Here is a 24,133-nt window from a genome sequence, read left to right on the forward strand (position 1 = left end):
CAACTCTGTAAAAAATTGAGGTAACTTCATGGCAGATCATGCGAAAAAGCAGTCCTTTTTGGGCGGCGCGGCCACGCTGGCCGGCGCTGTGGCGGTGGTAAAGCTCATCGGAGCCGTCTACCGTCTCCCGGTAAATAATATTCTCAGCGCCGAGGGCAAAACCTATTTCAACATTGCCTATAATGTCTATAATGTCCTTTTGACCATCTCCACAGCGGGACTGCCTTTGGCCATCTCTAAGCTGACCAGCCAGGCCCACGCTTTGGGGCGGAAAAATGAGCAGCGCAAGCTGCTGCGCACCGCCATCTGGCTGTTTTTGGGTCTGGGTGTGGTGCTGACACTACTGATGTTCTTCGGCGCGCCCCAGCTGGCGGAACTGATGCACCAGCCCAAGGCGGCTCCCTCCATCCGGGTGCTGGCCCCGGCGGTGTTCTGCATGTGTCTTTTGGCCTGTATGCGGGGTTATACCCAAGGCCAAGGCAACATGACTCCCACTGCCGCATCGCAGGTGATCGAGGTTCTGTTTAAGCTGGGTGTGGGCCTTCCCGTCGCTTGGTACGTAGTCAAGACCCTGAAAATGGGCGTGGACTACGGCGCAGCAGGCGCGATCCTAGGCGTCACGGTCAGCGAAATTGTGGCGCTGGGCTTTATGGGCGTTTATCTGTTCCGCCATCGGGACAGGTCCCTCTCCGACGACGTGCCGCCTCCTGCGGGAACGCTGATGAAGCAGGTGCTGACCATCGGCGTACCCATTACGCTGAGCAACTCCGCTATGAGCATCATCACCCTGCTGGACACGCAGATCGTTTTGAGCCGGCTGGATTCCATTTCCGGGCAGCTTACCTCCTCTCCCGCGGTACTCTATGGGCAGTATGGCCTTGGCACCGATCTTGTGAACCTGCCGCCCAGCTTTGTCTTCCCCGTGACTATGAGCCTAATCCCCTTTGTGGCGGCGGCTCTGGCCCGGAAAGAACACCAGCGGGCCAACCGGGTGGTGTCTTCCGCGTTCCGGCTGATCGCCCTGTTGGCGATCCCGGCGGGAATCGGTTTGAGCGTACTGTCGGAGCCGATTTTGCTGCTGCTCTATCCGGTGCAGCCCCAGGATGCGCTGGCCTGTGCGCCCCTTCTGCGGGTACAGGGCATTGCGTGCATCTTCATCTGCCTAATGAACCTGACCAACGCCATTTTGCAGTCCTACGGCAAGGAGAAGCTGCCCATCTGGACCATGATCATCGGCGGCGTGACCAAGATCGTCATGAACTACTTCCTCGTGGGCAATCCGGACATCAACATCATGGGCGCTCCCATTTCCACCCTGTGCTGCTATCTGGTCATCGCCGGACTGAACCTGTTCTTTGTGTGGAAATACTCGCCGGAAAAACCCAAGTACCTCTCCATTTTTGCGAAGCCCGCGATTGCTTCCGTGCTGATGGGTGTGGCGGCGTGGTCCTCCCATGGGATTTTGAGCCGGATTATCCGCGGTGAATCTTATTTCCGGAGCGCTCTTTGCACGCTGGGGGCCATCTGCGTCGCAGTTGTTGTTTACGGAATTCTTGTCATTGCCCTGCGGATTATGCGGGCAGAGGACCTCGAATCCATTCCACACGGAAAAAAACTGGCCAAAATTTTGAGACTCAAGTGAAAAAAACCTGAGAAATCAATGATTTCCCGCGAATTTATCTTGCAAAGGCAGAGAAGTTATGGTAAATTTTCAATGTAAGCCACATTATGATTACGAGGACCTTCTCCGCATTATGGAGCTGCTTCGCGCACCGGGCGGCTGCCCGTGGGATCGGGAGCAGAGCCACAAGTCTCTCCGCAGGAATTTTTTGGAGGAGAGCTGCGAGGCGGTGGAGGCCATTGACCGGGGTGACAAAGCCGCTCTTTGCGAAGAGCTGGGAGACGTGCTTTTGCAGGTCGTGTTCCACGCCCAGCTGGAAAAGGAACAGGGCGGCTTCACCATGGACGACGTGGCGGACGGTATCTGCAAAAAGCTGATCTACCGCCACCCCCACGTATTCGGCACGGTGGAGGTCAAAGACACCGCCGAGGAGCTGGACCGCTGGGAAGTTCTCAAGCGCAAGGAAAAAGGCCAGCAGTCCGCCGCAGACGCGGTGGACGCCGTGGCCAAAACGCTTCCCGCCTTGTGGCGGGCCGAAAAAATACAGAGCAAAGCCGCCAAGGCCGGGTTTGACTGGCCGGACGGCGCGGGTATCTTGGACAAGCTGGACGAGGAAGTCGGTGAACTGCGTCAGGCCGCAGAAGATTCCGCCCGTTCTCTGGACGCGCCTCACGGCGTGAAGGAGGAAATTGGCGACGTGCTGTTTATTGCCGCCAAGATCGCCCAGCGCAGCGGTGTGGACCCCGAAGAGGCTCTGCACGCAAGCTGCGATAAATTTGCCCAGCGATTTCGTTTTGTGGAAGAACATGCCTCCGCCGGACTCGATTCCCTTTCTTCCGAGGAAAAGCTGGCCCTGTGGGCGCAGGCCAAACAAGTGAAATCTTAAAAGCGGATCCCGCTTTAAGAGATAAAATCAAAGATGTGAATTTTATAGGAGGAAATACAAATGAACAAAGCTGAACTGATTAACGCTGTCGCCGCCAAGACGGAGGTTTCCAAGAAGGAGACGGAAGCCGTCATCGCAGCTACTCTGGACGCCATTACCGCCGCCATGCAGCAGGGCGACAAGGTGCAGCTGGTTGGTTTTGGTTCTTTCGAAGTGAAGAACCGTGCTGAGCGCATTGGCCGCAACCCCAAGACCAAGGAGGAGATCAAGATCCCCGCTTCTAAGATTCCCTCTTTCAAGGCTGGCAAGGCTCTGAAGGATTCCGTCGCGAAGTAAGCACCGTCTCCGCCAAATTATATCAGACGTTTCGCGCGGGGGGACAGTTGTCCCCCCGCGCATTTTTCCATTGCGAATTTTGCCGGATTTTAAAAGGAGGCGCAATTTATGCGGCTGGACAAATATCTTAAAACAGCGCGGCTGATCAAGCGGCGCACCGTGGCAAACGAGGCCTGCGACAACGGCTTGGTCTGCGTGAACGGAAAGCCCGCCCGTGCAAGCTACGACGTGAAAGTGGGAGACGTGATCTCTCTGCGGTTTGGCGTGCGCACCGTGACGGTGGAAGTTCTGTCGGTGGCGGAGAACGTCCGGCAGGCGGATGCCGCCGGTCTGTACCGCGAAGTGTCCGGCGGGGCATAATCCGCCGCCCCGTCCCATAGAATGGTGTGACCGCCGGAAAATCGGCGCGCAGACCGGGGAGGGACGGAAAATGAACGACTATGGAAATACCATGCCGCAGGCTCACCACATTGAGCTGGATGGCCGGGAACACTTGATCGTCTCCGGCGTGGAGGATGTGGAACGGTTCGACGAGACGGGGATTGTAATGTCCACCGCCGCAGGAACACTGATTGTCACCGGCGAGGATCTGCACATTGGGCAGCTGTCCTTAGAGGGCGGAGAACTGAAGGTGGACGGAAAGATTGATTCTTTGTCCTATGAAGAGCCTTCTGCGGGCCGAGGAGGGCTGCTGCGGCGGCTGCTGGGGTGATATGCGAAACTTTGTGGACCAGCAGCTGGAAGTCTTCCTCCAATCCATTCTCCTTGGGCTTTCCGTGGGCGTGGCCCATGATCTGCTGCGCCCCTTCCGGCTCCGTCTGCCCCGCTTTGCTTGGGCGCTGGATTCCGGATATTGTCTGTGCGCGGCTGCGGCACTGTTTTTATTCTGCCTGAACCGGACACAGGGGCAGCTGCGCATCTATGTGCTTTTGGGCGCAGCTGGGGGTGCGGCGCTGTTTTTCTCCCTGTTTTCAGACCTCCTGCGGCCGATTTGGGACTTTTGGGCCGATACTTTGGCCTTTTTGCTCCATCTGCTGCAAATACCGTGGATTTGGTTGAAAAAATTCGGTAAAAAAATTCACCAACATCTTAAAAACATCTTTCTTTTTACAAAAAAATGCTATACAATAAAAGAAATTGCGTATCGACGTTATCAGATTGGCAAAAGGAGGAACCGTCGTGGCAAAGGCAGGCAAACAGAAAAAAAGCCGCCAGCAGATTCGGCTGGGTCTTTTCGGAAAGCTCCTTCTTCTGCTGCTGCTCGCTGCGCTGGGGTGGCAGCTGTACCATCTTCAGGATCAGCTGGAGAGTGCCCAAGCCCAAAAGATTCAGCTGACTGCGCAAGTTCGCAGCCAGCAGCAAAGCAACGACAAGCTGCAAGAGGCCATCGACGGCGGCGGCACCCAAAGTCAGATGGAGGAGATCGCCCGCGATGAGCTGGGTCTTGTGGCCCCGGGCGACCGGGTGTTTTACGATGTGAGCAACTGAGCGGCATGGGGCGTTTTGCCCCGCGCCGGTCTTTTGAATACCCGCCGGTCATTTCGGCGGACAAACGAAACCTGAGAAGGGAGAAACTGGACACGGTATGGGAGTAGAGCCTGAGGTTGGGAGCATCATGGAGGGCAAGGTAACCGCCATCATGAAGTTTGGCGCGTTTGTCGCCCTGGAGGGAGGCCGCTCCGGCCTCGTACATATCTCGGAGATTGCGAACAGCTACGTAAACGACGTACATGACTACCTGCAAGAGGGGCAGACCGTCAAGGTCCGCGTTTTGGCCTCGGAAAACGGGAAAATCAACCTTTCTATTAAAAAGGCGCTGCCGCAGGAGGAAAACCGCTCTTTTGCGCCCCGCTCTGCGGGAGGTCCGCGTCCCATGGGCGGCGCTCCGCGAAGCGCTCCCTTCCGCCCGGCGGGAGGTCCGCGCCCCATGGGCGGCGCTCCGGCCCATGCGGTGCCGGGAAACCGGCCCGCTCATCCCCAGCCCATCCCACCTTCGGGCGATGTGGACTTCGAGGACAAGCTGAAAAAGTTTCTCTCCGCATCTGAGGGAAAGATGGCCGATTTGAACCGCAGCGTGGACGGAAAACGCGGCGGAGGAAAAAGACGGAAATCGTAAAAAAGAAGAACCTGCGGCTTTCACGATAAAAGCCGCAGGTTCTTTTTTAGTTTTCGCTCGACCGTTTTCCCCAAAAGCAGTGGAAAACCAACCAATTCCACCCCTTGCATTTTCCTGCCGGTTGCAGTACGATAATCGAGGAAGCTTTCCAATATCCCACCCGTTGGGCCGTCGGCGTTCAATTCGCTGGCGGCCCCTTTTTTTACTGAATTGCGGCGCACACCCGCAAACCTGAGGCAATGCGCCTCTTCAAATCCAGCCTCTCAGATAAGCTCAGTCCAATCCTCAAAAGAGCGGATGTAGTAATCCGCCTCCGCCTTCATGGCATCCTGATCCGGTTCCGACGGGTCATAGACCGCCACCGTCCGAAATCCGGCGGCTTTGGCGGTGCGCAGCGCAAACAGCGCGTCCTCAAACACCACCGTCTCCTCTTTCCGGCAGCGCAGACGGCGCAGCGCCATCTCATACACCTCAGGGTCCTCTTTGCCCCGGCCCGCGTCGCCGCAGGTGACCATTCCACGAAAATAATCCGTCAGACCGGCGTGATCCATAGCGATTTCCACCAGCGGATGATCGGTGGCAGTGGCCACATACATCCACACGCCCTCCATCTTCATCAGGGACAGCAGCCGCTCCACGCCTGCCTTCGGGGCAACGCGGAACCGGTAAAAATCCTCTATCTCCGCCCGCATCAGCTGCATGACTTCCTCCGGCTCCAGAGCCAGACCGTACCGCCTCACGCAGTAGGCAGCCCCCTCCTGAAAGCTCATCACCCGCAGCATTTCGTCAAGGTCCTCATCCGGCTCTTTCCCCTGCCGCCGGAGAAAGCTGGACCCCAATGATTTCCATGCCTGCATAGAGTCCACAAGCGTCCCATCCATGTCGAAAATCGCGCCCTGCAATCTCATAGTAGTCTCCATTTCTCTATTTTCGGTAATACCGCCTGTGTCGGCGGATTTCTCTCGCCCTCTTTCGCCCTCACAGGCCCCTCAGGAGGCTCAGCATCTCCTCATCAGGGTCCAGCAGGGGGAGACGCGTCCGAGCCGCCAGAGCGGCCTTAAAATACGGAAAATGCGTACAACCGAGGATCAGCTTCTCCGCGCCGCAGCTTTGAAACCAATCCGCCAGCGCCGCCAAATGATGGCGTTCCACCAGTTCCTCCGGCAGTTCCCCCGCCTCCACCGACAGCACGGCGGGCAGCGCGCAGGCCCCGTAAAGGTCCAATTGCGGATTGGCGGTCAGCAGCGTCCGCTCGATTCCCGCCAGCCCTTGGGCGTTGGCTGCAATCACACCAAGCCGCCGATAGGCTCCGGCCGCGCGGCGATAGACATCCATGGGTGTCACCACCGGCAGACGCAGTTGCTTTGAAAGGCTTGAAAAATCGACGGCGGCAGACATGGAGTTGCAGTATACCAGCGCTTTACGGCATCCCTGCTCCATACCGCGCCGCAAAATTTCCGCCACGGCCGCCTGTTTTTCCGCCTCGGGCAGAATCTGAAACGCAGTTTGTGCCCGAGGGTCCTCCGACACCGGGAAGGGGATTCCGGTCAGGCCGGCCTTTCGCAGAACTTCAACACCCATCCAGGTGTCCACCGGCGTCCCCGCCAAAACAGCAATTGGCTCGTTCACCCTCCCGCGCCTCTCAGTTGCCAAGATTCCGGGGGAAGTTTCCGTCCACCTGAACGCCGGACTGGAACACGACGAACGCGTGGGGGTCCAAGGAGTGAACCGCGCGGCGCAGTTCCTCGATCTCATATTTGGACAGGCACACATACAACACATGAACGCCCTCGCCGGTGTAAGCGCCCGTTCCCGTCCAATAAGTGACGCTGCGTCCAAAGTTTTGAATAATAAACTGGGACAGCTTTTTTTCGTCCTCCTTGGTGAAGATCATGGCCTGCATGGAAATGTTCTGCTGATGCAGCCGATCCATCACAATGGCGGTAAAATAGTTGTAGATAACCGAGTAAATGGCAATTTCCGGGGTAAACAGGAACAGGCATGCGCCGTACAGCACGGCGTTGAACCCAATGCTGAACCGCCCCACCGTGATGTTGCTGCCTCGTTTTGAAAGGCACAGCCCCACCACGTCCAACCCGCCGCTGGAACAGCCACAGGTGAGAATAATTCCGCTGGCCACACCCGCGATGATGCCGCCGAGCAGGCAGGAAGTCAGCATATCGTCAATAATCGGCGCAGTGGGCACGGGGATTAGGGAATAAAAGAGGGAGTAGGTCAGCGTGCAGATCAAGGTCCGCACCACCAGCCCCCGGCCCAGCGTCCGCCACGCATAGAGTAAAATCGGGATGTTTACGATAAAATAGAAAATACCTGCCACGTCATACTGGCCGAAATTCACGCCCATATACTGGGCCATCAGTGTCCGCAGGAGCTGGCAAAAGCCCATGGCGCCGCCGGTATACAGATTTAGCGGAACAATGAAAAGATTCAGCGCCAGCGCGGAGAGAAGTTCTCCGAATACGGCGCCCAGCAGGCGCAGCCAGCGGTTGTGCAACGCGGTGTAAATCATGAAGATCCTCCTTAATTGCCCTTTGATCCTCGCGGGAACACTCAAGGGTTAAAATGCGTCAATACAAAGCTATTATACGTGGCGTCCCGCAAAAGCACAAGGGGGATTGCAGGTAAAATGTACCGAAAATTCAGGCAAACCAAGCTCTGTTTTCCGGGGGTCTGCCTTCCTTCAAATATCCTGCGCCAGAGCGCTCACAGCGCGTATTGCAGCGCCCGGTGCAGCCGCGCCTTTGCCCGGGACAGCGTTCGCGACACGGTGGAAGGATCCACGCCCGCCTCCTCCGCAATCTCCCGCATACTCAGACCATCGTCGAAGTACCGCGTGAGAAACTGACGCTGGCGTGGCGTCAGCTCCCGCTCCCGAGCCGCCCGCAGCTGACGGCGAAGGCGGAGCATCTGGTCATGGTTGTCCTCCCCGTTTTCTCGCAGCCACACGGTCATGTCCCCAATCCATTCACTGGAGCGGGTGGAGTAGGCGTTAGAAACAATACTTTTCATTTTTGTGGTACCTCCGGTCGTAATAGCGGGCGGTTACCACCGCCAGTTCCCGTGCCTCCCGCAGCAGCGGCTCCAGTTCCGCGATCCGCCGGTCTAATCGGCGGGCGGCCTCCGGGTCCGTCTGGCGCTTTCTCTCCTCGCGCAGCTCTGCAATGCGCCCAAAAAGCGCCTCCGCGCTGGCCCGGTAAGTAACGGACAATTCCATCAACGTCTTCAAATCTCTCTCTCCTCTCCCCGCACACGGCGAAACGGCTCCAACTCAGCCGCGGCAAAATCCGACAAACACATGGCGCAGATGATCGCGCCATTGATTTGCCAATAAGACTCTCCCCGGCAAATTCCGTCTCCGCATTCACTGCAGCACAGCAGGTTTCGCGGCCCGCGAAAAAAACTTTTCAAAAAATCACGCTCCTGTCGAAAAATAAGGTTGACAAAGTCTCGATGGTCTGCTAATATAATCCTTGCTGTTGGATGCGCTGGTGTAGCTCAGCTGGTAGAGCAGCTGATTTGTAATCAGCAGGTCGGGGGTTCGAATCCGTCCACCAGCTCCAAGTGAATATGGGAGAGTTCCAGAGCGGTCAAATGGGGCAGACTGTAAATCTGTTGCCTTCGGCTTCGGTGGTTCGAATCCACCCTCTCCCACCACATTGTCGCGAGCCGTTTGGCTTGCGACAATTTTTTGATTATTTTACTGCTTTTTTGCTCACCACTTTTTCAATCCGCCTGCTCAGGCGGGCTTTCCGTTGGGTTCAGTTCAGCCTATGGGGCTTGTCCTCGTCAACTGTACCATATCTTCCAGACACCCCGCGCGTCCGGACTTGCGGTGGTTTTCTGGAGCTTTGCAGGCACTGCTCCAAACGAAAAATTATTTGGAATCTCTTTTGCGGCTTTTGACGCACCCATAGCGTTATACTGGTATACATCACAAGATTTCTGGGAACAGTTACAAGTTATCACAAGTATATTGTTTTGTCAAGGGTGTTTTTACAAGATTCTTGTTTTTATGATTGACAAATGCCAACGAGCACGGTAGGATATAGAAGAAAGAGTATCGAACTTTATTGAAAAACTTGCAGGGGGGCGCGGAAGATGAGTTTTGGAGAGCGACTGCGGGAACGGCGGGAGCAGCTGAATATGTCCCGCCGGGAACTGGCGGACGCGCTGGGCGTCTCGGTTTCGGCCATCGGCAATTATGAAACAGGAGTCAGCGCGCCGAAGGAAGAGGTGCTCCTGCGTTTATTTGACTGCTTGCAAGCAGACCCCAACACGCTGTACCGCGACCATTTCCGAGGCGGGAAAAACGTTATGACCCACGATGAGCAGGAGCTTCTGGACCGATACCGCAGCCTTTCCGCCGTTGGGCGAGACACGATCCGCTCCGTCATGAGCGCGCTGTGCGCCTATCGGGATGAAATCGAGATGGCCCGTCCTCTGGTTGAGGAACGGCGCATACCCCTCTATTGCAGCCCCGCCGCAGCAGGATTTGCCGCGCCGGTATTCGGAGAAGATTTCGACTATATTTCTGTGAGTGGAGACGTACCCCCGGCGGCGGAATTTGCCGTGCGCATTCAAGGCGACTCCATGTCCCCGTGGATTGCCGATGGTTCGGTGGTGTATGTCAATCGGGATCCGCTTCAAATCGGAGACGTGGGCATTTTCTGCGTGGACGGCGGGATGCTGTGCAAGCAATATTACCGGGATCCACTGGGAACCGTATACCTCTTTTCCCTGAACCGGGCACGGGCGGACGCGGACGTGGTGCTGACTGCCGACAGCGGACAGACGCTGATATCCTTCGGACGGGTTATGATGCACAGACTGCCTTTGCCGGGGAAGGGTAAAAAATAAGCGGCCCTAACCGGGCCGCTACGGAAAACCAGAGAAAACACACCCGCAAGTGCTTGTTATAAGAAAAACCCGGCGTGGCTATAAGCCACGCCGGGTCCCTTTCATTTCGTGATTATTTCGCATTTTCCACTCCGCTGTGTTTTCAGGAACCGAAGAAAATGCGCACTGCCAGCGCCGAGCCGACAAACCCCATCAGATCCGCCGTCAGCGCTGCCGGAATGGTATGTCTGGTCCGCGTAATTCCGGCGGCGCCAAAATACACGGCAATGGTGTAAAACGTCGTCTCCGTGCTGCCAAGCATGACTGCCGCAACGCGACCCGCGTAACTGTCCGGGCCGGAGGTCTTCATAATCTCGCTGCCCACCGCCAGCGCTCCGCTGCCGGAGATGGGGCGAATCAGCATCAAAGGCATCAGATCCGCCGGAATGCCCAGCCGCTCCAGCAGCGGTGCGCACAGCCCGGACAGCCAGTCCATGGCTCCCGAGGCCCGAAACATGGCCACGGCGGTCAACAGTCCCACCAGCGCCGGCGCAATGCGCAGCAGGATGGTCAGCCCCTCTCCCGCTCCGGCGGTGAGCGCACCATAAACATCCACACGCCGCCACAGGGCAATGATCGCAGTCGCGGCCAATAAACCGGGCACCAGCATTGCAGACGGACTCATGAGATCCTCCTACTGAAACGTGCTAAAATTTTTGCCGCCGTCAGCCCTGCCGTTACGCTCAACACCGATGCCAGCCATACCGCCGGTACAATATCAAACGGGGAGGCCGCGCCCGCAGCGGCGCGCACAGAGGCAATGGTAGCTGGAATCAGCTGGATGGATGCCGTATTCAACACCACCAGCAGACACAGCTCATCGCTGGCCACGCCGTCCTGCCCCCGCGCCATTCGTCTGGCCGCCTGAATTCCCAGCGGCGTGGCGGCATTTCCCAATCCCAGCAGGTTCGCGGAGACGTTGGCTGATACAGCGGAAAGCGTGGCATCATCCCGGCAGGCGTTGGGCAGTAGCCGCTGCAAAAGCGGCCGAAACGCACGGGCCAGCTTTGCCGACATTCCGCATCGGTTCATAATCTCCATAACCCCGCTCCACAGGCAGAGTACGCCTGCCATGGACAAGCAGAGCTGAATTGCACTCGAAGCGCCTTCAAGTGCAGCTGCGGAGACTGCATCCATTTTCCCGTTCACCAGTCCAAACGCAAACGATAAAACGACCATTCCGGTCCATAAAGCTGCCATTGCCAATTTTCTTTCCTCCTTCTCTTTTTTAACATCATTTTATAAAGAAGATCGCCGCAAAATCCATCCTTGTACTGTATCGCCAAAAATTGTTTTCCCAGCGAAAACAATAATATGAAAAAAGTATGAATTCTTGTAAAAAACGCCGAAAGGAATTGACAAATTATGACATTCTATGGTATTGTCAGATGTCCGAAGAATTTGTTAAATCACTGCGTAAAAGGAGATAAACTATGAAATCAACCGGTATTGTGCGGAAAGTGGACGAGTTGGGGCGTATTGTTCTTCCAATTGAGATGCGACGCACACTCGATATTGCTGAAAAGGATGCATTGGAAATCTATGTGGAAGGTGCCTCCGTCATTCTCAAAAAGTACAAACCCAGCTGCATCTTTTGCGACAGCAACAAGGACGTTATTCAGTTCAAGGGGAAAAATGTCTGCCCGAAATGTCTGCGTGAACTGAACGATCTGTAACAAGCGGCTTCTGTGTGCATATCCAGCGCATTGAAATCGGCTGCCACGGAACGTTCGCACACGCGCTCCCGCTTTCAGCCTTTTACATAATAGCGATGCAGTAAGAAGTTACTGCATCGCTTTACTTGTTTAGGTCCCCTTTCTCTGCCGCAAGGCACTCTCTACACAGCCAGAGCAACGGCGGCGGCTGCCCTGTTGGCAGCCGCCGCCGTTTGCGAATTCCAGCATTACTTTCGATGAATGGGTATGTGGATGGTCGGCAGGCGTGTGCAAGAAACCCCCATCCGCAATTTAATTGGCCGCGTCAAAATGAAATTACCCGGCGCAGCCTGAGCCGCGCCGGGTCGCTGTTGCAATTGAGTTTTCATGAAATACAGCCTGCCCACGGCGTTGCTTCATCCGCCGCGTTGTCTGAGCGGTGGGCAGACCGCCCTCATTTCAAATCTGCGCCGCCGCCATTTTGCCGCTCCAGCAGATCCAGCAGTGCCAGCGGAGACGCCTCTTCCTTCGCCGCGTCCTGATTCGCGTCCATGGCCTTGCGCAGCTCATTGCGCAGAATGGTCATGCTGCGCGGCGCGTCAATTGCCAGCCGGACCCGCCCCCCAGCCTCGACAGAAACCACGGTCACCTCGATCTCGTCTCCGATCAGCAGGGATTCGCCGGGCTTTCTCTGTAAGATCAGCATGGCGACGCCTCCCCCGACCGAAACTCCGACAAGCGGTGGCGCATCTCATAGTCCCCATCCTCCAAAATCGTCTGCAATGCCGCCCCGGTATCCTCATTCACCGCCACGGGGCATTTCAGATTCACCGTACTCTCAGACACGGGGCTGCGCACCACACACAGCGCATAGAAACTCAGGTCCTGACTTTTCTCGACCCCCAGAGATTCCAACTCCGCCTTTTGCAGCAACGGCGCGTAGTCCGGTTTTAGGGAAAACGGATTCATTGCCACAAAAGCAAGCTCCGGCGTTGCCACGCTCTGAAAGCACAGCAACGTCCCCCCGCCATCCGCAAAGGGGAGAAGCAAAAACTGCTTCTCCTGCTCAAAGCCAAACAGGCCGTTTTGAAAATGGAGCACATCGCCGGCCTCATACGTGACCTGCCCAAAATATTTCGTTCTGATCTGCATGAGGTCTCCTTTCTTTTTGCGCGGGACTCAGGCTTCCACGTCGATGGGCGTGTAGTCGGGGTCCGCAGAGGGGGGCACATACAGCGCTCCGCCCACATATTTGATGAGGACATCCGGCTGCTGCGTTACGGTGATCTGGATATCCCCGGGAGTAAATTTGAAATCTCCATGTTGATTTCGCCAATCAAAGTTCATTTTATCCATTTCATAGCGAATATTCAATTCACCCTTGTCCCAGGAAATATCGGGGCCTTGCGTGGGAATAAACCGAATGCCCACATTGGTCTTTAGATTTTTTGTCTGGGCATCGGCGGCAAATTTCGTAATCAATTCCTCTCCGATCTTCGCCTTCAGCAAGAGCTGCCCCTGCTGGGCATATGTGGCTGTCGCCTCATATGCGGCCTGTTTTCCGGCCTGCGCGCTATTTCTGATCTGCGTGGCCAAGGTCGGCATCACCGAGTTGCGGGCTTCAAACGTATCCAGATTCACGCGGATAGGCTTGCTCCGAATGCTCATGCCACCCTTGTCCCGGGTGATTTCCATATCCACCGCGGATCGGCTGTACTCCAATTTCGCATCGGTAACCCGCATCTCAATCTCGATTGGTACTGATTTGATTTCAATCAATGGGTAGGTCATTGCTTTCACTCCTTCTCGTGCTCAAAAAAGCCATCTTTAAAAGCTCTCTCACCTTTTAAAAACGCATTTATGCGCCCTATAATGAATTGCAATTAATTCATATAGTCGATCAGTGACTGAGACAAAATGCTGTTTCCCACCTTCAGCGCCGCGTTATAGCAATACTGCGCCCAAGAAAAGTCCGTGATGGCGGAACCCAGATCCGCCTGCTCAATCCCAAGAATCTGTTTGTTGAGATTGTCGGCCATCTCGGTGAGACGCGTCTCGCTGGTGGTCAGGTAAGAGGTTCGTCCGTCCAGTGCCGTCCACTGGTTCGTAACTTCACTGATGCCGTCCGTCAGCTTTTTCGTCAGCCGGGTGGCGTCCTCCTTGTCCTGATCCGAAGCCCAAGCGCCGGTGTCCGAATCGCACCGCTTAAAGATATCAGACAGCTCCAGCATGATGGACCCCATGTTTTTGGGGTCCCCGTCCTTGTCCTCGCCGTAGCCAATGAAACTGATGCCGGTCAGCGCACCGTTGAACGCGCTGGAGGAAATCAGCTCCCCGTCTACCTCTGTCAAACCGCTGCCCACGTCCACATAGCTGGTTTCCTGCGTCATGGCCTTCAGTTTTGCGTAATCCTCGGTTCCCTCCGCAGCGTTTACATTTACGCCGCGATAGGTGATGTATCGGCTTCCGTCGTCCGCGGTTGCCAGCTGGAACGGCGCCTCGCCCAGCGAGTCCTTTCCGCCAAAGATGAACGCCGAACCGTACTGCGAGTTCATAATCTGCACAATGGACTCCGCCGAGCTTTCCAGCACTCCGCCCAAGGGCTGGCGGCCGGAGGCGTTGGCATCGTTCAGTCCGGCCAGCGCCGAGATTTTCGCCTGCCCGTCCGCCAGATCACCCTTCACACTGCTCAGCGCGTCGCAGGCGGTGGCAAATTTTTTATTCAGTGCCTTTGTGCTGTCCAGCTGTGCATGGGTACGGGAAAAGGAACGCCGGAGCTTGAACGCCTGCGTCGCCGCTGCGGGGTCCTCCGCATAGCTGGAATAATTGCTCTGGGTCAAAACCTTGTTGCGTGCGGCATTCAGTGTGTTGGTTGCCCGCATCAGGCTGGACTTGTAGCCGCGCATAGTCCCGTTTGTGGTGACTCGAATCATGGGTATCCCTCCTTATCTGCCGGTCACGCCGGTGCCGTTGATGAGCTTATCCAGCGTCTCATCCAGCGTCGTCATCAGGCGGCAGGCCGCGCTGTACGACTTCTGGAACTGCATCAAATTCATGGCCTCGTCGTTCAAATCCACGCCGGCAACGCTCTCCCGGCTGACATTCAGCTGCGTGGACGAGACGGAATAGTTGTTCAGCATCGTTGTGGTGCTTTTCACGTCCGCCGCCAGAGTTTCTTCCACGTTGGTGAACATCTCCTCAAAGCTGCCGTAGAAAAACCGATCTCCCTGCGCCGCGCTGCCGACCACGTCGGTAGGCTTGTACTCCTGCTTTCCGTCAAACTCGGCGATGATGTGGAGGATGTTCCGGTTGTCGCTGCTGCCTACGACATTTTTGCCGTCCAACGCCTGAAAAGAGTTCTGAAGAAGCGACGCATTGGCGGACCAGCTGGAAGAGATGGAGATGTTGGCTGCGGTGATTCCTGTGGTATCGTCGCCCTTGGTGCTGTTGCTGAACAGCACACCGCCAAGCGCCTTGCCGTCCGTCTCCAGCTGTGTTTTCTGAGCGTCTGTCAGCGTATCCTTGAAGGAGAGGGGGCCTTTCACGGTCGTTCCGTCAGCCTGCGGGATATCGAATTTAATCTCCACGCCGTCCTTATCCACGTAATTTCCCGAGCTGTTATACATATAGCCGGTGTTTGCCGCGTTCAGCACGGATGCAAACTTTTGTGCCAGGGAATCCAGCGCGTTTTGATAGTAGGGGATGCCCCGTTTGGTGGATGCGTCCGGATCTGCGGCCAGCATACCTGCGTTGGTATACTCGCCCGACTCGGTCAAAAGCTCCCGACTGGATTGCAGCGAGCCGTACAGCTCCGTGTCTCCGAACTGGTAGGGCTGAGAACCCGTCAATTCGACACCACTTTTGTCCGAAAGCGCGGAAATAGTCACCGCATAGGGCAGCTTTGCCGCATCCGCAGCATCGTCGGTAGTCGTGCCATCGTTTTTCAGGTAACGGGGATTTGCAGCGCTGTTAACCGCAGTAGAGTCGAATGCGGGATTCTTTTGCAGACCGTCTCCCATGGTCAGTTTTCCTGCGTAGTTCCCGTCCACCAGCGTAATCGGGTTATCACCGGAGGTCTTGATAACCAGCTTGTCCACGGTCTTTCCCGCGCCCACGCTGACCGGCGAATAGGTCACATCGATCTTCATGTACTGGGAGAGGCTGTCAATCAGCAGGTTTCGCTGATCCCGCAGCTCCAGAGCAGAATCCCCGTAAATTTCACTTTTTAAGATATTCTCATTCAGATTCTGGATGCCCTTGAGAATGTCGTTGACGGCGGAAACATCGGTTTTAAGGCTGCTCTCCTGATTTTTCTTCACCTCGCTGATCCGGTCGGCGTAGTTGTTCAGCAGCTTTGCAAGAGAGTCGGCGGAGCTGCGCACCAGCGTCAAAAACTCATCCTCCGTTGCCTGATCGCCGGTCAGCTTCGCCAGCTGATCCCGCAGGTCCTGAAACTGGGCCGCCAGAATGCCCTCGCCCTTTTCACCATCATCTCCAGTTCCAACCTCGTCCAGAATGCCGCTCAACTGCTCAAGGCCGGCCAGTTTGGTATCCATGGCACCCACGTTGGAGTTTTCAGTGCGGTAGCGGATATCCAAATAGGGGTCCCGGAACTGGGACATCCCTGTGACGAGCACACCGGAGCCGCTGACTCCGCCGTTTGCGGAGGCATAATGGTTCGTCGCGCCCACGCGCAGGCTGACCTGATCAACAGTCTGCCGGCAATAGCCTGTGGTATTGATGTTGGAAATATTGTGCCCCGTGACCTCCAGCGACTTTTGTGCCGCGTAGATTCCCAGTCGGGCAGTGGTAAACGCTCCAAACGTCGTAATATTCATAAATTCCTCCCTGCCTTAGAAGTGTGGGCCGTCAGGCTCTGAAATCCGTCCTCAGACGGGGTGGGAGCTGCGGGGCCGTTTCCTGATATCCCGGCTGCATATCGCCATCGGAAGACTCCATATGCAGTACCTTTTCAATTTGATGCAGATTGCACTCCAGCGTGTCCTGAGCCACCTCAAAGGCGCTGCGAAACAGCGCGTACTGCCGGCAAAGCTGCTCCACCGTCTTGCGCGTCTCCTCCCGGTCCTCCGGGGGCGCGTGGTCCAGCAAGTCCCGCAGGGGAACACCTTCCAGACCCAGCAGCAGCAGCATTGCGTCCCGCTTTTGATCGCAGGACCGCAGGGTCATCGACAGCGCCTGCTCTCGTTTCATGCACTCGTTCAATCCATCCAGATCGTCCATGCGGACGAACTTTGCCTTTTCCTGCTCCACGGTCGTAATTTCGCCCAACGTGACGCCCAAATCCCGCAAAAATGCGAGATATTCCTTAAAATCCACTTCATTCATGGGCTTAACCTCCCAGCAGCATTGCGGAGGCAATTGACGAAGCATCCAGCCGATATGCGCCGCTGGCAACCTGTTCGTGCAGCTGCTGGATGTCTCCGGTGGTGGTGGCTGTGCGAACCTCCTGCACCAGACGGGCGGCCAGTTCCTTCTGGAACCGGGATTCGCCGGAGGATGCACCGGAGATATTCACCTGATCGAACGCGCCGCCGGACTCCTGATTCTTTCCAACACCGCGAGCGGTCTGAAAATTCTGCGCGCCGGACAGGGACTGTGCGTAGGCCGCCGCTCCGGCGGCCTCAGTTGTAATTCTCATCATTTTTCGCCTCCTTCGTTTAGTAAGATGTTTAGATTGCTTTTTGGCTGAAGTAGCTTTTCGGTTACTTTTTTCATATTTTTGTTCCTTTATCGAGGCATTCCGCCCTTTTGGCGGCATAATAACTTTCATCTACCTTTTATTTCGGCATCTCACAAAAAAACATAAGATGAAAACTGCAAAAAAACATTGATTTTATCCATTTATTTACCAACCGCCCTTCTTCTCCGGCATAAAAGGAAGAGCCTCCGGCATAGCCGGAGGCTCTTCCTTCCTGATTCGTATCAAATGCGGATTCCTCTGCTCTTGGCTCACAGGCTCTTCAAATACCGCAGCAGCACGCCGGCGATATTTTCGCAGGACGCCTGAATCTGCACTGCGCCGATATCAAAGGCCACCATGGGCATTCCGTATACCACCGAAGACTCCTTATCCTGCCCGATGGTATAAGCCCCGGCCTTGCGCATGGCCAAAAGCCCGTCAGATCCGTCGTGGCCCATGCCGGTCATAATAACACCCGCCATTTTGCCCTTCACGCTGTCCGCCATGGACTGAAACAGTACATCTACCGACGGACGGTGGCCGCTGACCTTATCCCCCGGCTTGCAGGACACCCGATACCGGTTTCCAATCCGCACCACGCGGCACTGGAAATCGGCGGGAGCCACCAGCGCAAGGCCGCGGTGCAGCTCGTCGCCGTCCACCGCCTCCCGCACCTCCATGGCGCACAGGCGGTCCAGCCGCTCGGCATACATCTTGGTAAACCCGACGGGCATGTGCTGCACGATTACCATAGGCGGAATGTCCGCCGGAAGGCGCTTCATCACCTCCAGCGTGGCCTCTGTCCCGCCGGTGGAAGCACCCAGCCCGATCACTGCCTGATCCAGCGTCAGCTTCGGTCCCAGCAGAGGAACGGCTCCCGGCGTTACCACGGTCTGCGCCGCCCGGGCCGGCGCGCTGGGCCGGACCTTGGCATAGGCGGCCACCACGATCTTCTGGCTGAGGGTGGTGATAAACTCATCCTTGCTCTGGCTTCCGTCGGGCTTGCGGACAAAATCCACCGCTCCGGCGCCCAGTGCATCGAACACCCGCAGATTCAGCGACGACACCAAAATCACCGGGACCTGATACACCGGCAGCATCTTTTTTAAAAGATCAATTCCGCTCATATCCGGCATTTCCACATCCAGCGTCATCACATCCGGACGAAGCTCCTGTACCTTGCGTTGGGCGTCCGCCGCATTAATGGCATAACCCACCACCTCAATTCTCGTCCTTGCGGACAGGCCGCTGATAATGTAACTCCGCGCAACGGCGGAATCGTCCACCACCAGCACACGGATTACTCTTCCAGTCAATGCCATGTCTTTTTCTCCTCCCCGCAGCAAACGGCGCTGTGCGCAGGACCGTTTGCAGTTCCTAACGCTTCTGGAAAGTTGCGGGTGCCAAATAACGATATCCGGGGTTGCGCCCCATCGTCTCTGAATGGCCGATTAAAAGATACCCGCCGGGTTCCGTCGCCTCGCAAAAGCGGGCGACCAGTTCGTCCTTTGTCTGCTGATTAAAATAGATCATCACGTTTCGGCAGAAAATCACATCAAATTTCAACCGAAAACGGATGGGGTCCATCAGGTTGAACGTCCGAAAAATCACGTTGTCCCGAATCACAGGCGCCACCTGAAACTGTCCCTCCGCGCCGGAGGGTATAAAAAATTTGGACTTCCATGTGGGCGGAATGGTGTCCGGCAGGTTATACGTTCCTGTCTGCGCCTTGGTCAGCGCCTGCTGGGAAATGTCGGTGGCCAGCACCCGGGTATCCCACTTTCCGGCTTCGGGGCCAAGGAACTCCTTGATGTACATGGAAATGGTATACGGCTCTTCGCCCGAAGCACAGCCCGCGCTCCATATAGACAGGGACTTGTCCTTCTGATGACGTTGAACGATGTCGGGCAGAATCGTGTTGCGGAAGAAATTGAAGTGTTCCTGCTCCCGCATAAAAAACGTATAGTTGGTAGTCAGCTTATTGAGCACCAGCTCCACGTCTGCCGGGTCCTGTTTCTGAAGCAGATGGTCAATGAAGGGACCAAAGCTGTCGTAACCTTTGCTTTTAATCGTATAGGAGAGCCGCCCGGAAATAAGCTGCTGCTTTTTGCTCAGGTCGATCCCATAGTGCTGCTGGATAAAATTCACCAGACGGTGAAAGTCCTTGTCGGTAATCGCCAGTGGGGCAAAGGAGGACTCGCCGTTCTTCAGCTCCGTTTCGCCCATACTCAATTCTCCAGCAGGGCTGCGCTATCCAGCTCCAGCATGGTTCCGCCGCTTGGCAGAGAACTCATGCCGCACATCAGCTTTTGTCTGTTGGTGGAGGGCATGGGCAGGATGGAGCTGCGTGGCAGCTTCACCATCTGATCGACTCTGTCCACCAAAATGCCCAGCTGCGTGCCGCTGATATTCAGCACGATGATGGACTTTTCCTCTGCGCTGGGCTTGCCCAGCCGCAGACGGACGCTGACGACGGGAACCACCTCGCCGCGCAGGTTGATGATGCCGCAGACATAGTTTGGCAGCATGGGAAGGGAGGTGATGCTCTGGTTAATCAGAGTCTCCACCACGCAGTCCACCCGGACGCCCACCTGCAGCGCGTCGCACTGGAATACCAGAAACTGCTCAAGCTCCTCCTCCATTTGTGCCCGTGCGGAGGTTCCGTCGTTCATCGAATTCATGGTTGCATTCGCCATATCTCATGATCCTCTCTTTCTGTTCCGCGCCGCGCTCACTGTACGGCCGAGTAGAGATTGGACACGTCCAGAATCACGCTGATGTTGCCATCGCCCAAAATCGTGCAGCCGGTGATCCCGTGTTGCTTGATGTTAAAAGTATTGATATAATTGGGAAGAGGCTTCACAACCACCTGCTGCTCGCCCATCAGCTCGTCCACAAACAGGCAGTAGGTACACTCGCCGGACTCCACCCACATCAGGATGCCGTCTTCAATTTTATCGCACCCGCTGTCCAGCCCATAGGCGTCCTTCACGCGGATCACGGAATAGAAATTGTCCATGACCTTTACCATCTCGCCCCGTGCGGCGTCGTGGATAATGTCGCTGTCGCTCATCTTGAAGGACTGGCGGACGTTGTTGATGGGAATTGTGAAGATCGAGGAGCCGACGGAAACCTCCATCCCGTCCAAAATCGCCATGGTCAGGGGGATCTTCAGCGTGGTGGTCATGCCCTTGCCCGGCTCGCTGGTCAGCACCACGGTGCCGCCCACTTCCTCCACGTTTTTCTTGACCACATCCATGCCAACGCCCCGGCCGGAAAATTCCGTCACCTCGGTGTTGGTGGAAAAGCCCGGCATCAGCAGGAAGTTGATGATTTCCTTGCGGCTGTATTCGATCTCGGGATTGGCAAGCCCCGCGTCGATGGCCTTTTTCAGCACCTTGTCATAGTCCACGCCCTGACCGTCGTCCTTCACCTGAATGATGACTTCGCCGCCGGTATGGCTGGCGGAGAGGATGATTTCGCCTTCCGGGTCCTTGCCTGCGGCGATGCGCTCCTCTTCCGTTTCCTCGATCCCATGGTCCATGGAGTTGCGGACAATGTGCATCAGCGGATCGCCGATGCCGTCTACAATGGTCTTGTCCACTTCCGTGTCTTCGCCCACAAGAGTCAGCCGCACCTTTTTACCCAGCTTTTTGCCCATATCGCGAACGATGCGCTGCATCTTCTGGAAGGTGGCCAGCACCGGCACCATGCGCAGGGACATGGAAACGTCCTGCAGTTCATCCGTGAGCTTGCGCAGCTGCCGGGCGGACTTTGTGAAGTTATCCAGTTTCATGCCCTTCAGATCGGGAGACGCCGTGACCATAGACTCTGTAATTACGATTTCGCCAACCACGTCCATCAGCTGGTTCAGCTTGCTGAGGTTCACGCTGATGAGGCTCTCTTTCGGATGATTTCCCATTCCCTGCCCGGCGGCGGGGGCGTCAGCGGCGGCAGGCGCACGCTTGTCGGTCGTTGTTTTCTGCGCGGGCTTGGGCGGGGTTGCACTGCTCTGCCTCGCGGCGGGCTGGCTTTTTTTCTCCGCCGCGGCGGCGGGTTCGGATTCCTTCTCCTGTTCGTGCGCAGTCGCGGGGCCATCAAATGCCTGATACCCCCGGACAGAACCGGACCCGGACACCACCTGAATGGCTCCGGCGCGATCCACCGCCTTTTTGAAAGACAGCACGAAGCCTTGCGCTACAATTGTCTCGGCCGTGGCGGGATTGGACTCCACATCCTCAGGGGAACATGTGAAGTTTTCCTCACCGCAGATACTGCGAAGCTCCGTCACCAGCATGAACGCCCGCAGATTCTCCATCCCCACGCCCTCGTCAAAGAAGACGCGCAGTCCATATGGGAATCCCGCTTCCGTCGTCTCCGGGGCGGCGGGCGCGGCAACGCTTGCAGGCGTAGATGCATCCGCATGTTCGCTGCTGTCCGCGTCGCCTTGAATTTTAGCGATCAGACTATTAATTTTTCCCAATAGTTTGTCGATGTCATTTGATAGAAGCTGACCGTTCTGGATCTTTTCCACTTCGCCGCGGAAAAAGTCGATTGCCATAAACATCATATCGAACAGCAGCGCCCGATCCGGGTCCGGCACCACGTCGATTGACTTTTCGCGGATGATGAAGAACATGTCCTCAATCCGATGCGCCACTGTGGCCAAAGATTCATACTCCATCATGGCGGAAGCGCCCTTAATGGTATGCATGATGCGGAAAATTTCGTTGACGTCGCTTTCCGTGAACGTGTCTGCCTGTTCCGCCGCAAGGACAATGCTGTCTAACTGCTCCAGCAGGGTATTTGTCTCGTACAGGTATGTGTCCAGGATGCTTTCGTTTCCACTATTGTCCATAAAAAGCCGCCTTTCTCTCTTTATCAGGGCAGAATGTTGGGGCCGCCCAAAATATCCGGTATTTATGTTGTATATCGTCAGCTTACGGAAAAAGTTAACACCTTCGGATGAGATTTCCGAAAGCGGATTTCCCCGTATCCAAGAGTTGCTAAATTCTCCTGTATTTTACATAGTATAATGTTTTTCGCGCCCGTCGTCAACGAATTGATTCTAAAATCATTTTGCAAGTGCAAAATTTTCAAAATAATGAAACGGAGCTGAGTCTATGCCGGAAATTATGAACGTCACCAATCCCGTCCCCGGGTATGATACTGCTGCCAGCAGCCGTGCGATTCCCAACGCGGCCAATGATCCCAACATTCAAAACGTTCCCAATCCGAGCCGGGTCAACCGTCCGGATTCCAACAGCGGCCAGCAGCACAGCGCCGGTGAGGACTCCGGCTCCTTCCCTCTGCGGTACGACTCCAACTTCCAGTCCTTCCTCCAGCGGGTCACAGAGAGCGGCGACAGCGTCTCGGCCGATCTGCTCCGTTCCCTGATGGGCGGGTCCCAAACCGTGGTGTCTTCCGGTCTGCGGGCCGGAACGGCGGGGGACCTCTCCCAGATTCTGCACATGCTCCAGATGAGCGAAGGGGAATTTTTGCAGTTCCTCCAGGATCAGGTCACCTCCGGCAGCCGCTTCGGCGGGCCGCTGTTCGGTGTTTTGCGCAACGCCTACCGCTCCAGCGACTCGCAGAGTCTGCGCAGCGATATCCTTCAATTCCTCAAGCAGTACAGCGATTATTCCTCCACCGGTCACATCGAGGATAATCTTCTGCGCAGTCTGAACCGAATTACCGCCTCCCTTCCCCGCAGCTGGGGCGCGCAGGTGGCGGATTTTATGGGGCAGCTGCAAAACCGGATGGCTGCCGGCGACCGGGCCGGGGCGCTGAAGCTCCTTCAGGGGCAGATTCTTCCCTACCTCTCGGACTATGTCTCCCGGTCCCACGACATGGGCCGGGTTCGCTCGGCCCTGTCCATGCTGACGCTGGATATCGCCCGGTATGAAAACGGATCGCAGGAAGGGGTTTTGCAGGCCCTGCGCCAGCTTTTAAACTACGGCTCTCTGCGGGACGCTCTGGGCGGCGATCTGCGGGGCGCGGGGGACGCGGTTCTTCTTCAGTTGCTCAAGAGCACTCCCTTTGAGCGGGTGGGACGCACCAACGTCTTTGCCGATCAGTTGGCGTCCGCCGCGGATTTGGCTCTGCGGGGCGCCGCCGGAACAGAGGCGCAGGCCCAGTTTCAGGCCATGGTTTCCTCCATGCTGGTGAATGAAAGTGTGTATATGACCGTCAACCATTATATTCTTCCGCTTGTATGGAATGGAAGAATGATGTATTCTGAGATGTGGGTAGATCCGGATGCGGACAAGGACACCGATCAGCCCTTTATCCAGCGGGACGGGGAGCGCACTCTCCGCTTTTTGCTGAAGGCCGATATCCAGTCTTTGGGGCTTTTTGATATCGTGGTCACCAGCCGCGCAAACTCTGTGGATCTGGCGGTGCGGTGCCCTGAATCCGTGGCCCCGTTCTCCGAGATCATCCGCGGGTCCCTGACGGCAATTTTGTCGGATAACGGACTGAGCATTGGGTCCGTGGACGTGAAAAAAATGACCAAGTCCTTGACGGTTTCCGAAATTTTTCCTAAAATCTTTGATGGAAAGGACAGTATTAATGTCAGAGCCTGAGAATAAAAGAGCGTCCGCCGGGCGGGCCGTCGCCCTCCAATATGGGAGCAATTCCGCGCCGGTGGTGGTGGCCTCCGGCATGGGATATCTGGCGGAAAAAATTGTGGAAGTGGCCGCGGACAGCGGCGTTCCCGTCTATGAGGACAATTCGCTGGCCACCATGCTCTCCCAGTTGGAGCTGGGGCAGGAGATTCCTCCGTCCCTTTATCAGGCCATCGTGGACATTTACGTGTATTTTCTGGAGTTTGACCCCGCCCATCCCGATCAACCGAGACGGCCGCATACGCCGCCATCCATTCCACAAAAGGGGGAGTGAC

At 56.3% G+C, this 24,133-nt stretch carries 30 protein-coding genes, 2 tRNA genes and 1 pseudogene; 14 read left to right on the forward strand and 19 right to left on the reverse strand.

All coding sequences use genetic code 11. The features are described from left to right. The first annotated feature begins 28 nt into the window (after positions 1-28). The 8 genes and pseudogenes from ON16_RS05080 (at position 29) to ON16_RS05115 (ending at position 4,959) form a co-directional block, all read left to right on the forward strand. The gene (locus tag ON16_RS05080) at positions 29-1,642 is read left to right on the forward strand and encodes a putative polysaccharide biosynthesis protein (RefSeq protein ID WP_040660057.1); all 1,614 of its coding nucleotides are present in this window, start codon (positions 29-31) and stop codon (positions 1,640-1,642) included. A gap of 58 nt (positions 1,643-1,700) precedes the next feature. Continuing rightward, positions 1,701-2,507 carry a nucleoside triphosphate pyrophosphohydrolase gene (mazG, locus tag ON16_RS05085; protein ID WP_040660060.1) on the forward strand — a complete coding sequence of 269 codons (807 nt, stop codon included), beginning with the start codon at positions 1,701-1,703 and terminating at the stop codon, positions 2,505-2,507. 60 nt (positions 2,508-2,567) lie between these two features. Then, entirely contained in the window at positions 2,568-2,843 is a 276-nt protein-coding gene (gene hbs / locus ON16_RS05090) for a non-specific DNA-binding protein Hbs (RefSeq protein ID WP_040660061.1), read from the forward strand. Between the two features lie 108 nt (positions 2,844-2,951). Next, the gene (locus tag ON16_RS05095) at positions 2,952-3,203 is read left to right on the forward strand and encodes an RNA-binding S4 domain-containing protein (protein WP_040660063.1); all 252 of its coding nucleotides are present in this window, start codon (positions 2,952-2,954) and stop codon (positions 3,201-3,203) included. A gap of 70 nt (positions 3,204-3,273) precedes the next feature. Continuing rightward, complete coding sequence (locus tag ON16_RS05100) at positions 3,274-3,555, forward strand: YabP/YqfC family sporulation protein (protein WP_040660064.1); 282 nt, start codon at positions 3,274-3,276, stop codon at positions 3,553-3,555. A gap of 1 nt (position 3,556) precedes the next feature. Continuing rightward, positions 3,557-3,808 (forward strand): annotated as a pseudogene (gene yabQ, locus ON16_RS16340) (spore cortex biosynthesis protein YabQ); the annotation flags it as partial. A gap of 214 nt (positions 3,809-4,022) precedes the next feature. Continuing rightward, positions 4,023-4,331 (forward strand): septum formation initiator family protein, encoded by a 309-nt coding sequence (locus tag ON16_RS05110; protein WP_051131545.1) that lies wholly within the window; start codon positions 4,023-4,025, stop codon positions 4,329-4,331. 97 nt (positions 4,332-4,428) lie between these two features. Further along, positions 4,429-4,959, forward strand: a complete 531-nt coding sequence (locus ON16_RS05115; RefSeq protein ID WP_040660066.1) for a S1 RNA-binding domain-containing protein — start codon at positions 4,429-4,431, stop codon at positions 4,957-4,959. Between the two features lie 263 nt (positions 4,960-5,222). Here ON16_RS05115 and ON16_RS05120 read toward each other — a convergent pair whose 3' ends face one another. The 6 genes from ON16_RS05120 to ON16_RS05145 all read right to left on the reverse strand — a co-directional run bounded on the left by ON16_RS05120 (position 5,223) and on the right by ON16_RS05145 (position 8,388). Then, positions 5,223-5,867 (reverse strand): HAD family hydrolase, encoded by a 645-nt coding sequence (locus tag ON16_RS05120; protein ID WP_040660069.1) that lies wholly within the window; start codon positions 5,865-5,867, stop codon positions 5,223-5,225. A gap of 70 nt (positions 5,868-5,937) precedes the next feature. After that, entirely contained in the window at positions 5,938-6,588 is a 651-nt protein-coding gene (locus ON16_RS05125; RefSeq protein WP_040660071.1) for an aspartate/glutamate racemase family protein, read from the reverse strand. Between the two features lie 13 nt (positions 6,589-6,601). Beyond that, the gene (locus ON16_RS05130; protein ID WP_040660074.1) at positions 6,602-7,489 is read right to left on the reverse strand and encodes a YitT family protein; all 888 of its coding nucleotides are present in this window, start codon (positions 7,487-7,489) and stop codon (positions 6,602-6,604) included. 194 nt (positions 7,490-7,683) lie between these two features. Continuing rightward, complete coding sequence (locus ON16_RS05135; RefSeq protein WP_040660076.1) at positions 7,684-7,989, reverse strand: sigma-70 family RNA polymerase sigma factor; 306 nt, start codon at positions 7,987-7,989, stop codon at positions 7,684-7,686. Then, complete coding sequence (locus ON16_RS05140; RefSeq protein WP_243441770.1) at positions 7,970-8,206, reverse strand: hypothetical protein; 237 nt, start codon at positions 8,204-8,206, stop codon at positions 7,970-7,972. The genes ON16_RS05135 and ON16_RS05140 overlap by 20 nt, the downstream gene beginning before the upstream one ends. Then, entirely contained in the window at positions 8,203-8,388 is a 186-nt protein-coding gene (locus tag ON16_RS05145) for a hypothetical protein (protein ID WP_040660078.1), read from the reverse strand. Before ON16_RS05145 ends, ON16_RS05140 begins: the two co-directional genes overlap by 4 nt. A 76-nt stretch (positions 8,389-8,464) precedes the next feature. On the opposite strand from ON16_RS05145, the gene ON16_RS05150 reads away from it, so the two are divergent. The 3 genes from ON16_RS05150 to ON16_RS05160 all read left to right on the forward strand — a co-directional run bounded on the left by ON16_RS05150 (position 8,465) and on the right by ON16_RS05160 (position 9,837). Continuing rightward, positions 8,465-8,540 (forward strand) — tRNA-Thr (locus ON16_RS05150). A gap of 9 nt (positions 8,541-8,549) precedes the next feature. Next, positions 8,550-8,634 (forward strand) — tRNA-Tyr (locus ON16_RS05155). Positions 8,635-9,078: 444 nt separating this feature from the next. Then, the gene (locus ON16_RS05160; RefSeq protein ID WP_040660080.1) at positions 9,079-9,837 is read left to right on the forward strand and encodes an XRE family transcriptional regulator; all 759 of its coding nucleotides are present in this window, start codon (positions 9,079-9,081) and stop codon (positions 9,835-9,837) included. A 142-nt stretch (positions 9,838-9,979) separates the two neighbouring features. On the opposite strand, the gene ON16_RS05165 is transcribed toward ON16_RS05160, so the two are convergent. Together ON16_RS05165 and ON16_RS05170 are read right to left on the reverse strand one after the other, a co-directional pair. Next, positions 9,980-10,501, reverse strand: coding sequence for a spore maturation protein (locus ON16_RS05165; protein ID WP_040660081.1), 522 nt, complete (start codon positions 10,499-10,501; stop codon positions 9,980-9,982). Then, the gene (locus tag ON16_RS05170) at positions 10,498-11,076 is read right to left on the reverse strand and encodes a spore maturation protein A (RefSeq protein ID WP_243441771.1); all 579 of its coding nucleotides are present in this window, start codon (positions 11,074-11,076) and stop codon (positions 10,498-10,500) included. The genes ON16_RS05165 and ON16_RS05170 overlap by 4 nt, the downstream gene beginning before the upstream one ends. Positions 11,077-11,309: 233 nt before the next feature. Between ON16_RS05170 and ON16_RS05175 the strand changes: the two genes are divergently transcribed. After that, positions 11,310-11,552, forward strand: a complete 243-nt coding sequence (locus tag ON16_RS05175; protein ID WP_040660085.1) for an AbrB/MazE/SpoVT family DNA-binding domain-containing protein — start codon at positions 11,310-11,312, stop codon at positions 11,550-11,552. A 433-nt stretch (positions 11,553-11,985) separates the two neighbouring features. Here ON16_RS05175 and ON16_RS05180 read toward each other — a convergent pair whose 3' ends face one another. From ON16_RS05180 to ON16_RS05230, 11 genes are all read right to left on the reverse strand, one after another. Next, positions 11,986-12,237 (reverse strand): carbon storage regulator, encoded by a 252-nt coding sequence (locus ON16_RS05180; protein ID WP_040660087.1) that lies wholly within the window; start codon positions 12,235-12,237, stop codon positions 11,986-11,988. After that, positions 12,231-12,683 (reverse strand): flagellar assembly protein FliW, encoded by a 453-nt coding sequence (gene fliW / locus ON16_RS05185; RefSeq protein WP_040660089.1) that lies wholly within the window; start codon positions 12,681-12,683, stop codon positions 12,231-12,233. Before fliW ends, ON16_RS05180 begins: the two co-directional genes overlap by 7 nt. A 27-nt stretch (positions 12,684-12,710) precedes the next feature. Then, positions 12,711-13,322: a DUF6470 family protein gene (locus ON16_RS05190; RefSeq protein ID WP_040660091.1), complete on the reverse strand. Its 612-nt coding sequence runs from the start codon at positions 13,320-13,322 to the stop codon at positions 12,711-12,713. Positions 13,323-13,414: 92 nt separating this feature from the next. After that, entirely contained in the window at positions 13,415-14,464 is a 1,050-nt protein-coding gene (locus tag ON16_RS05195; RefSeq protein WP_040660093.1) for a flagellin family protein, read from the reverse strand. Between the two features lie 12 nt (positions 14,465-14,476). Continuing rightward, positions 14,477-16,369, reverse strand: a complete 1,893-nt coding sequence (locus ON16_RS05200; RefSeq protein WP_040660095.1) for a flagellar hook-associated protein FlgK — start codon at positions 16,367-16,369, stop codon at positions 14,477-14,479. Between the two features lie 31 nt (positions 16,370-16,400). Beyond that, a complete protein-coding gene (locus tag ON16_RS05205; RefSeq protein WP_051131547.1) occupies positions 16,401-16,877 on the reverse strand; it encodes a flagellar export chaperone FlgN in 477 nt (158 codons plus the stop codon). A 4-nt stretch (positions 16,878-16,881) separates the two neighbouring features. Beyond that, positions 16,882-17,193 (reverse strand): flagellar biosynthesis anti-sigma factor FlgM, encoded by a 312-nt coding sequence (locus ON16_RS05210; RefSeq protein WP_051131548.1) that lies wholly within the window; start codon positions 17,191-17,193, stop codon positions 16,882-16,884. A gap of 308 nt (positions 17,194-17,501) precedes the next feature. After that, a complete protein-coding gene (gene cheB / locus ON16_RS05215) occupies positions 17,502-18,554 on the reverse strand; it encodes a chemotaxis-specific protein-glutamate methyltransferase CheB (RefSeq protein WP_040660099.1) in 1,053 nt (350 codons plus the stop codon). Between the two features lie 55 nt (positions 18,555-18,609). Continuing rightward, entirely contained in the window at positions 18,610-19,458 is an 849-nt protein-coding gene (locus ON16_RS05220) for a CheR family methyltransferase (protein ID WP_051131549.1), read from the reverse strand. Positions 19,459-19,460: 2 nt separating this feature from the next. Continuing rightward, positions 19,461-19,928, reverse strand: a complete 468-nt coding sequence (locus ON16_RS05225) for a chemotaxis protein CheW (RefSeq protein WP_040660101.1) — start codon at positions 19,926-19,928, stop codon at positions 19,461-19,463. Between the two features lie 35 nt (positions 19,929-19,963). Next, a complete protein-coding gene (locus ON16_RS05230; RefSeq protein WP_040660104.1) occupies positions 19,964-22,090 on the reverse strand; it encodes a chemotaxis protein CheA in 2,127 nt (708 codons plus the stop codon). Between the two features lie 265 nt (positions 22,091-22,355). Between ON16_RS05230 and ON16_RS05235 the strand changes: the two genes are divergently transcribed. Both ON16_RS05235 and ON16_RS05240 read left to right on the forward strand, forming a co-directional pair. Next, a complete protein-coding gene (locus ON16_RS05235) occupies positions 22,356-23,816 on the forward strand; it encodes a hypothetical protein (protein ID WP_051131550.1) in 1,461 nt (486 codons plus the stop codon). After that, positions 23,803-24,132 carry an EscU/YscU/HrcU family type III secretion system export apparatus switch protein gene (locus ON16_RS05240; protein ID WP_040660106.1) on the forward strand — a complete coding sequence of 110 codons (330 nt, stop codon included), beginning with the start codon at positions 23,803-23,805 and terminating at the stop codon, positions 24,130-24,132. Before ON16_RS05235 ends, ON16_RS05240 begins: the two co-directional genes overlap by 14 nt. Position 24,133 lies beyond the last annotated feature (1 nt).

The organism is Oscillibacter ruminantium GH1 (assembly GCF_000307265.1).
In the GTDB taxonomy this organism is placed as follows: domain Bacteria; phylum Bacillota; class Clostridia; order Oscillospirales; family Oscillospiraceae; genus Oscillibacter; species Oscillibacter ruminantium.

Bases quoted from the DNA above. Each gene is read 5' to 3' on its own strand.
- ON16_RS05095 (WP_040660063.1), top strand. From the start codon at position 2,952: ATGCGGCTGGACAAATATCTTAAAACAGCGCGGCTGATCAAGCGGCGC.
- ON16_RS05115 (WP_040660066.1), top strand. From the start codon at position 4,429: ATGGGAGTAGAGCCTGAGGTTGGGAGCATCATGGAGGGCAAGGTAACC.
- ON16_RS05195 (WP_040660093.1), bottom strand. From the start codon at position 14,464: ATGATTCGAGTCACCACAAACGGGACTATGCGCGGCTACAAGTCCAGC.
- cheB (WP_040660099.1), bottom strand. From the start codon at position 18,554: ATGGCATTGACTGGAAGAGTAATCCGTGTGCTGGTGGTGGACGATTCC.
- ON16_RS05225 (WP_040660101.1), bottom strand. From the start codon at position 19,928: ATGGCGAATGCAACCATGAATTCGATGAACGACGGAACCTCCGCACGG.
- fliW (WP_040660089.1), bottom strand. From the start codon at position 12,683: ATGCAGATCAGAACGAAATATTTTGGGCAGGTCACGTATGAGGCCGGC.
- ON16_RS05200 (WP_040660095.1), bottom strand. From the start codon at position 16,369: ATGAATATTACGACGTTTGGAGCGTTTACCACTGCCCGACTGGGAATC.
- ON16_RS05210 (WP_051131548.1), bottom strand. From the start codon at position 17,193: ATGATGAGAATTACAACTGAGGCCGCCGGAGCGGCGGCCTACGCACAG.
- ON16_RS05230 (WP_040660104.1), bottom strand. From the start codon at position 22,090: ATGGACAATAGTGGAAACGAAAGCATCCTGGACACATACCTGTACGAG.
- ON16_RS05135 (WP_040660076.1), bottom strand. From the start codon at position 7,989: ATGAAAAGTATTGTTTCTAACGCCTACTCCACCCGCTCCAGTGAATGG.
- ON16_RS05205 (WP_051131547.1), bottom strand. From the start codon at position 16,877: ATGAATGAAGTGGATTTTAAGGAATATCTCGCATTTTTGCGGGATTTG.
- ON16_RS05235 (WP_051131550.1), top strand. From the start codon at position 22,356: ATGCCGGAAATTATGAACGTCACCAATCCCGTCCCCGGGTATGATACT.
- ON16_RS05175 (WP_040660085.1), top strand. From the start codon at position 11,310: ATGAAATCAACCGGTATTGTGCGGAAAGTGGACGAGTTGGGGCGTATT.
- ON16_RS05165 (WP_040660081.1), bottom strand. From the start codon at position 10,501: ATGAGTCCGTCTGCAATGCTGGTGCCCGGTTTATTGGCCGCGACTGCG.
- ON16_RS05100 (WP_040660064.1), top strand. From the start codon at position 3,274: ATGAACGACTATGGAAATACCATGCCGCAGGCTCACCACATTGAGCTG.
- ON16_RS05170 (WP_243441771.1), bottom strand. From the start codon at position 11,076: ATGGCAGCTTTATGGACCGGAATGGTCGTTTTATCGTTTGCGTTTGGA.
- ON16_RS05220 (WP_051131549.1), bottom strand. From the start codon at position 19,458: ATGGGCGAAACGGAGCTGAAGAACGGCGAGTCCTCCTTTGCCCCACTG.
- ON16_RS05190 (WP_040660091.1), bottom strand. From the start codon at position 13,322: ATGACCTACCCATTGATTGAAATCAAATCAGTACCAATCGAGATTGAG.
- ON16_RS05080 (WP_040660057.1), top strand. From the start codon at position 29: ATGGCAGATCATGCGAAAAAGCAGTCCTTTTTGGGCGGCGCGGCCACG.
- ON16_RS05180 (WP_040660087.1), bottom strand. From the start codon at position 12,237: ATGCTGATCTTACAGAGAAAGCCCGGCGAATCCCTGCTGATCGGAGAC.
- ON16_RS05160 (WP_040660080.1), top strand. From the start codon at position 9,079: ATGAGTTTTGGAGAGCGACTGCGGGAACGGCGGGAGCAGCTGAATATG.
- ON16_RS05240 (WP_040660106.1), top strand. From the start codon at position 23,803: ATGTCAGAGCCTGAGAATAAAAGAGCGTCCGCCGGGCGGGCCGTCGCC.
- ON16_RS05130 (WP_040660074.1), bottom strand. From the start codon at position 7,489: ATGATTTACACCGCGTTGCACAACCGCTGGCTGCGCCTGCTGGGCGCC.
- hbs (WP_040660061.1), top strand. From the start codon at position 2,568: ATGAACAAAGCTGAACTGATTAACGCTGTCGCCGCCAAGACGGAGGTT.
- ON16_RS05120 (WP_040660069.1), bottom strand. From the start codon at position 5,867: ATGAGATTGCAGGGCGCGATTTTCGACATGGATGGGACGCTTGTGGAC.
- mazG (WP_040660060.1), top strand. From the start codon at position 1,701: ATGGTAAATTTTCAATGTAAGCCACATTATGATTACGAGGACCTTCTC.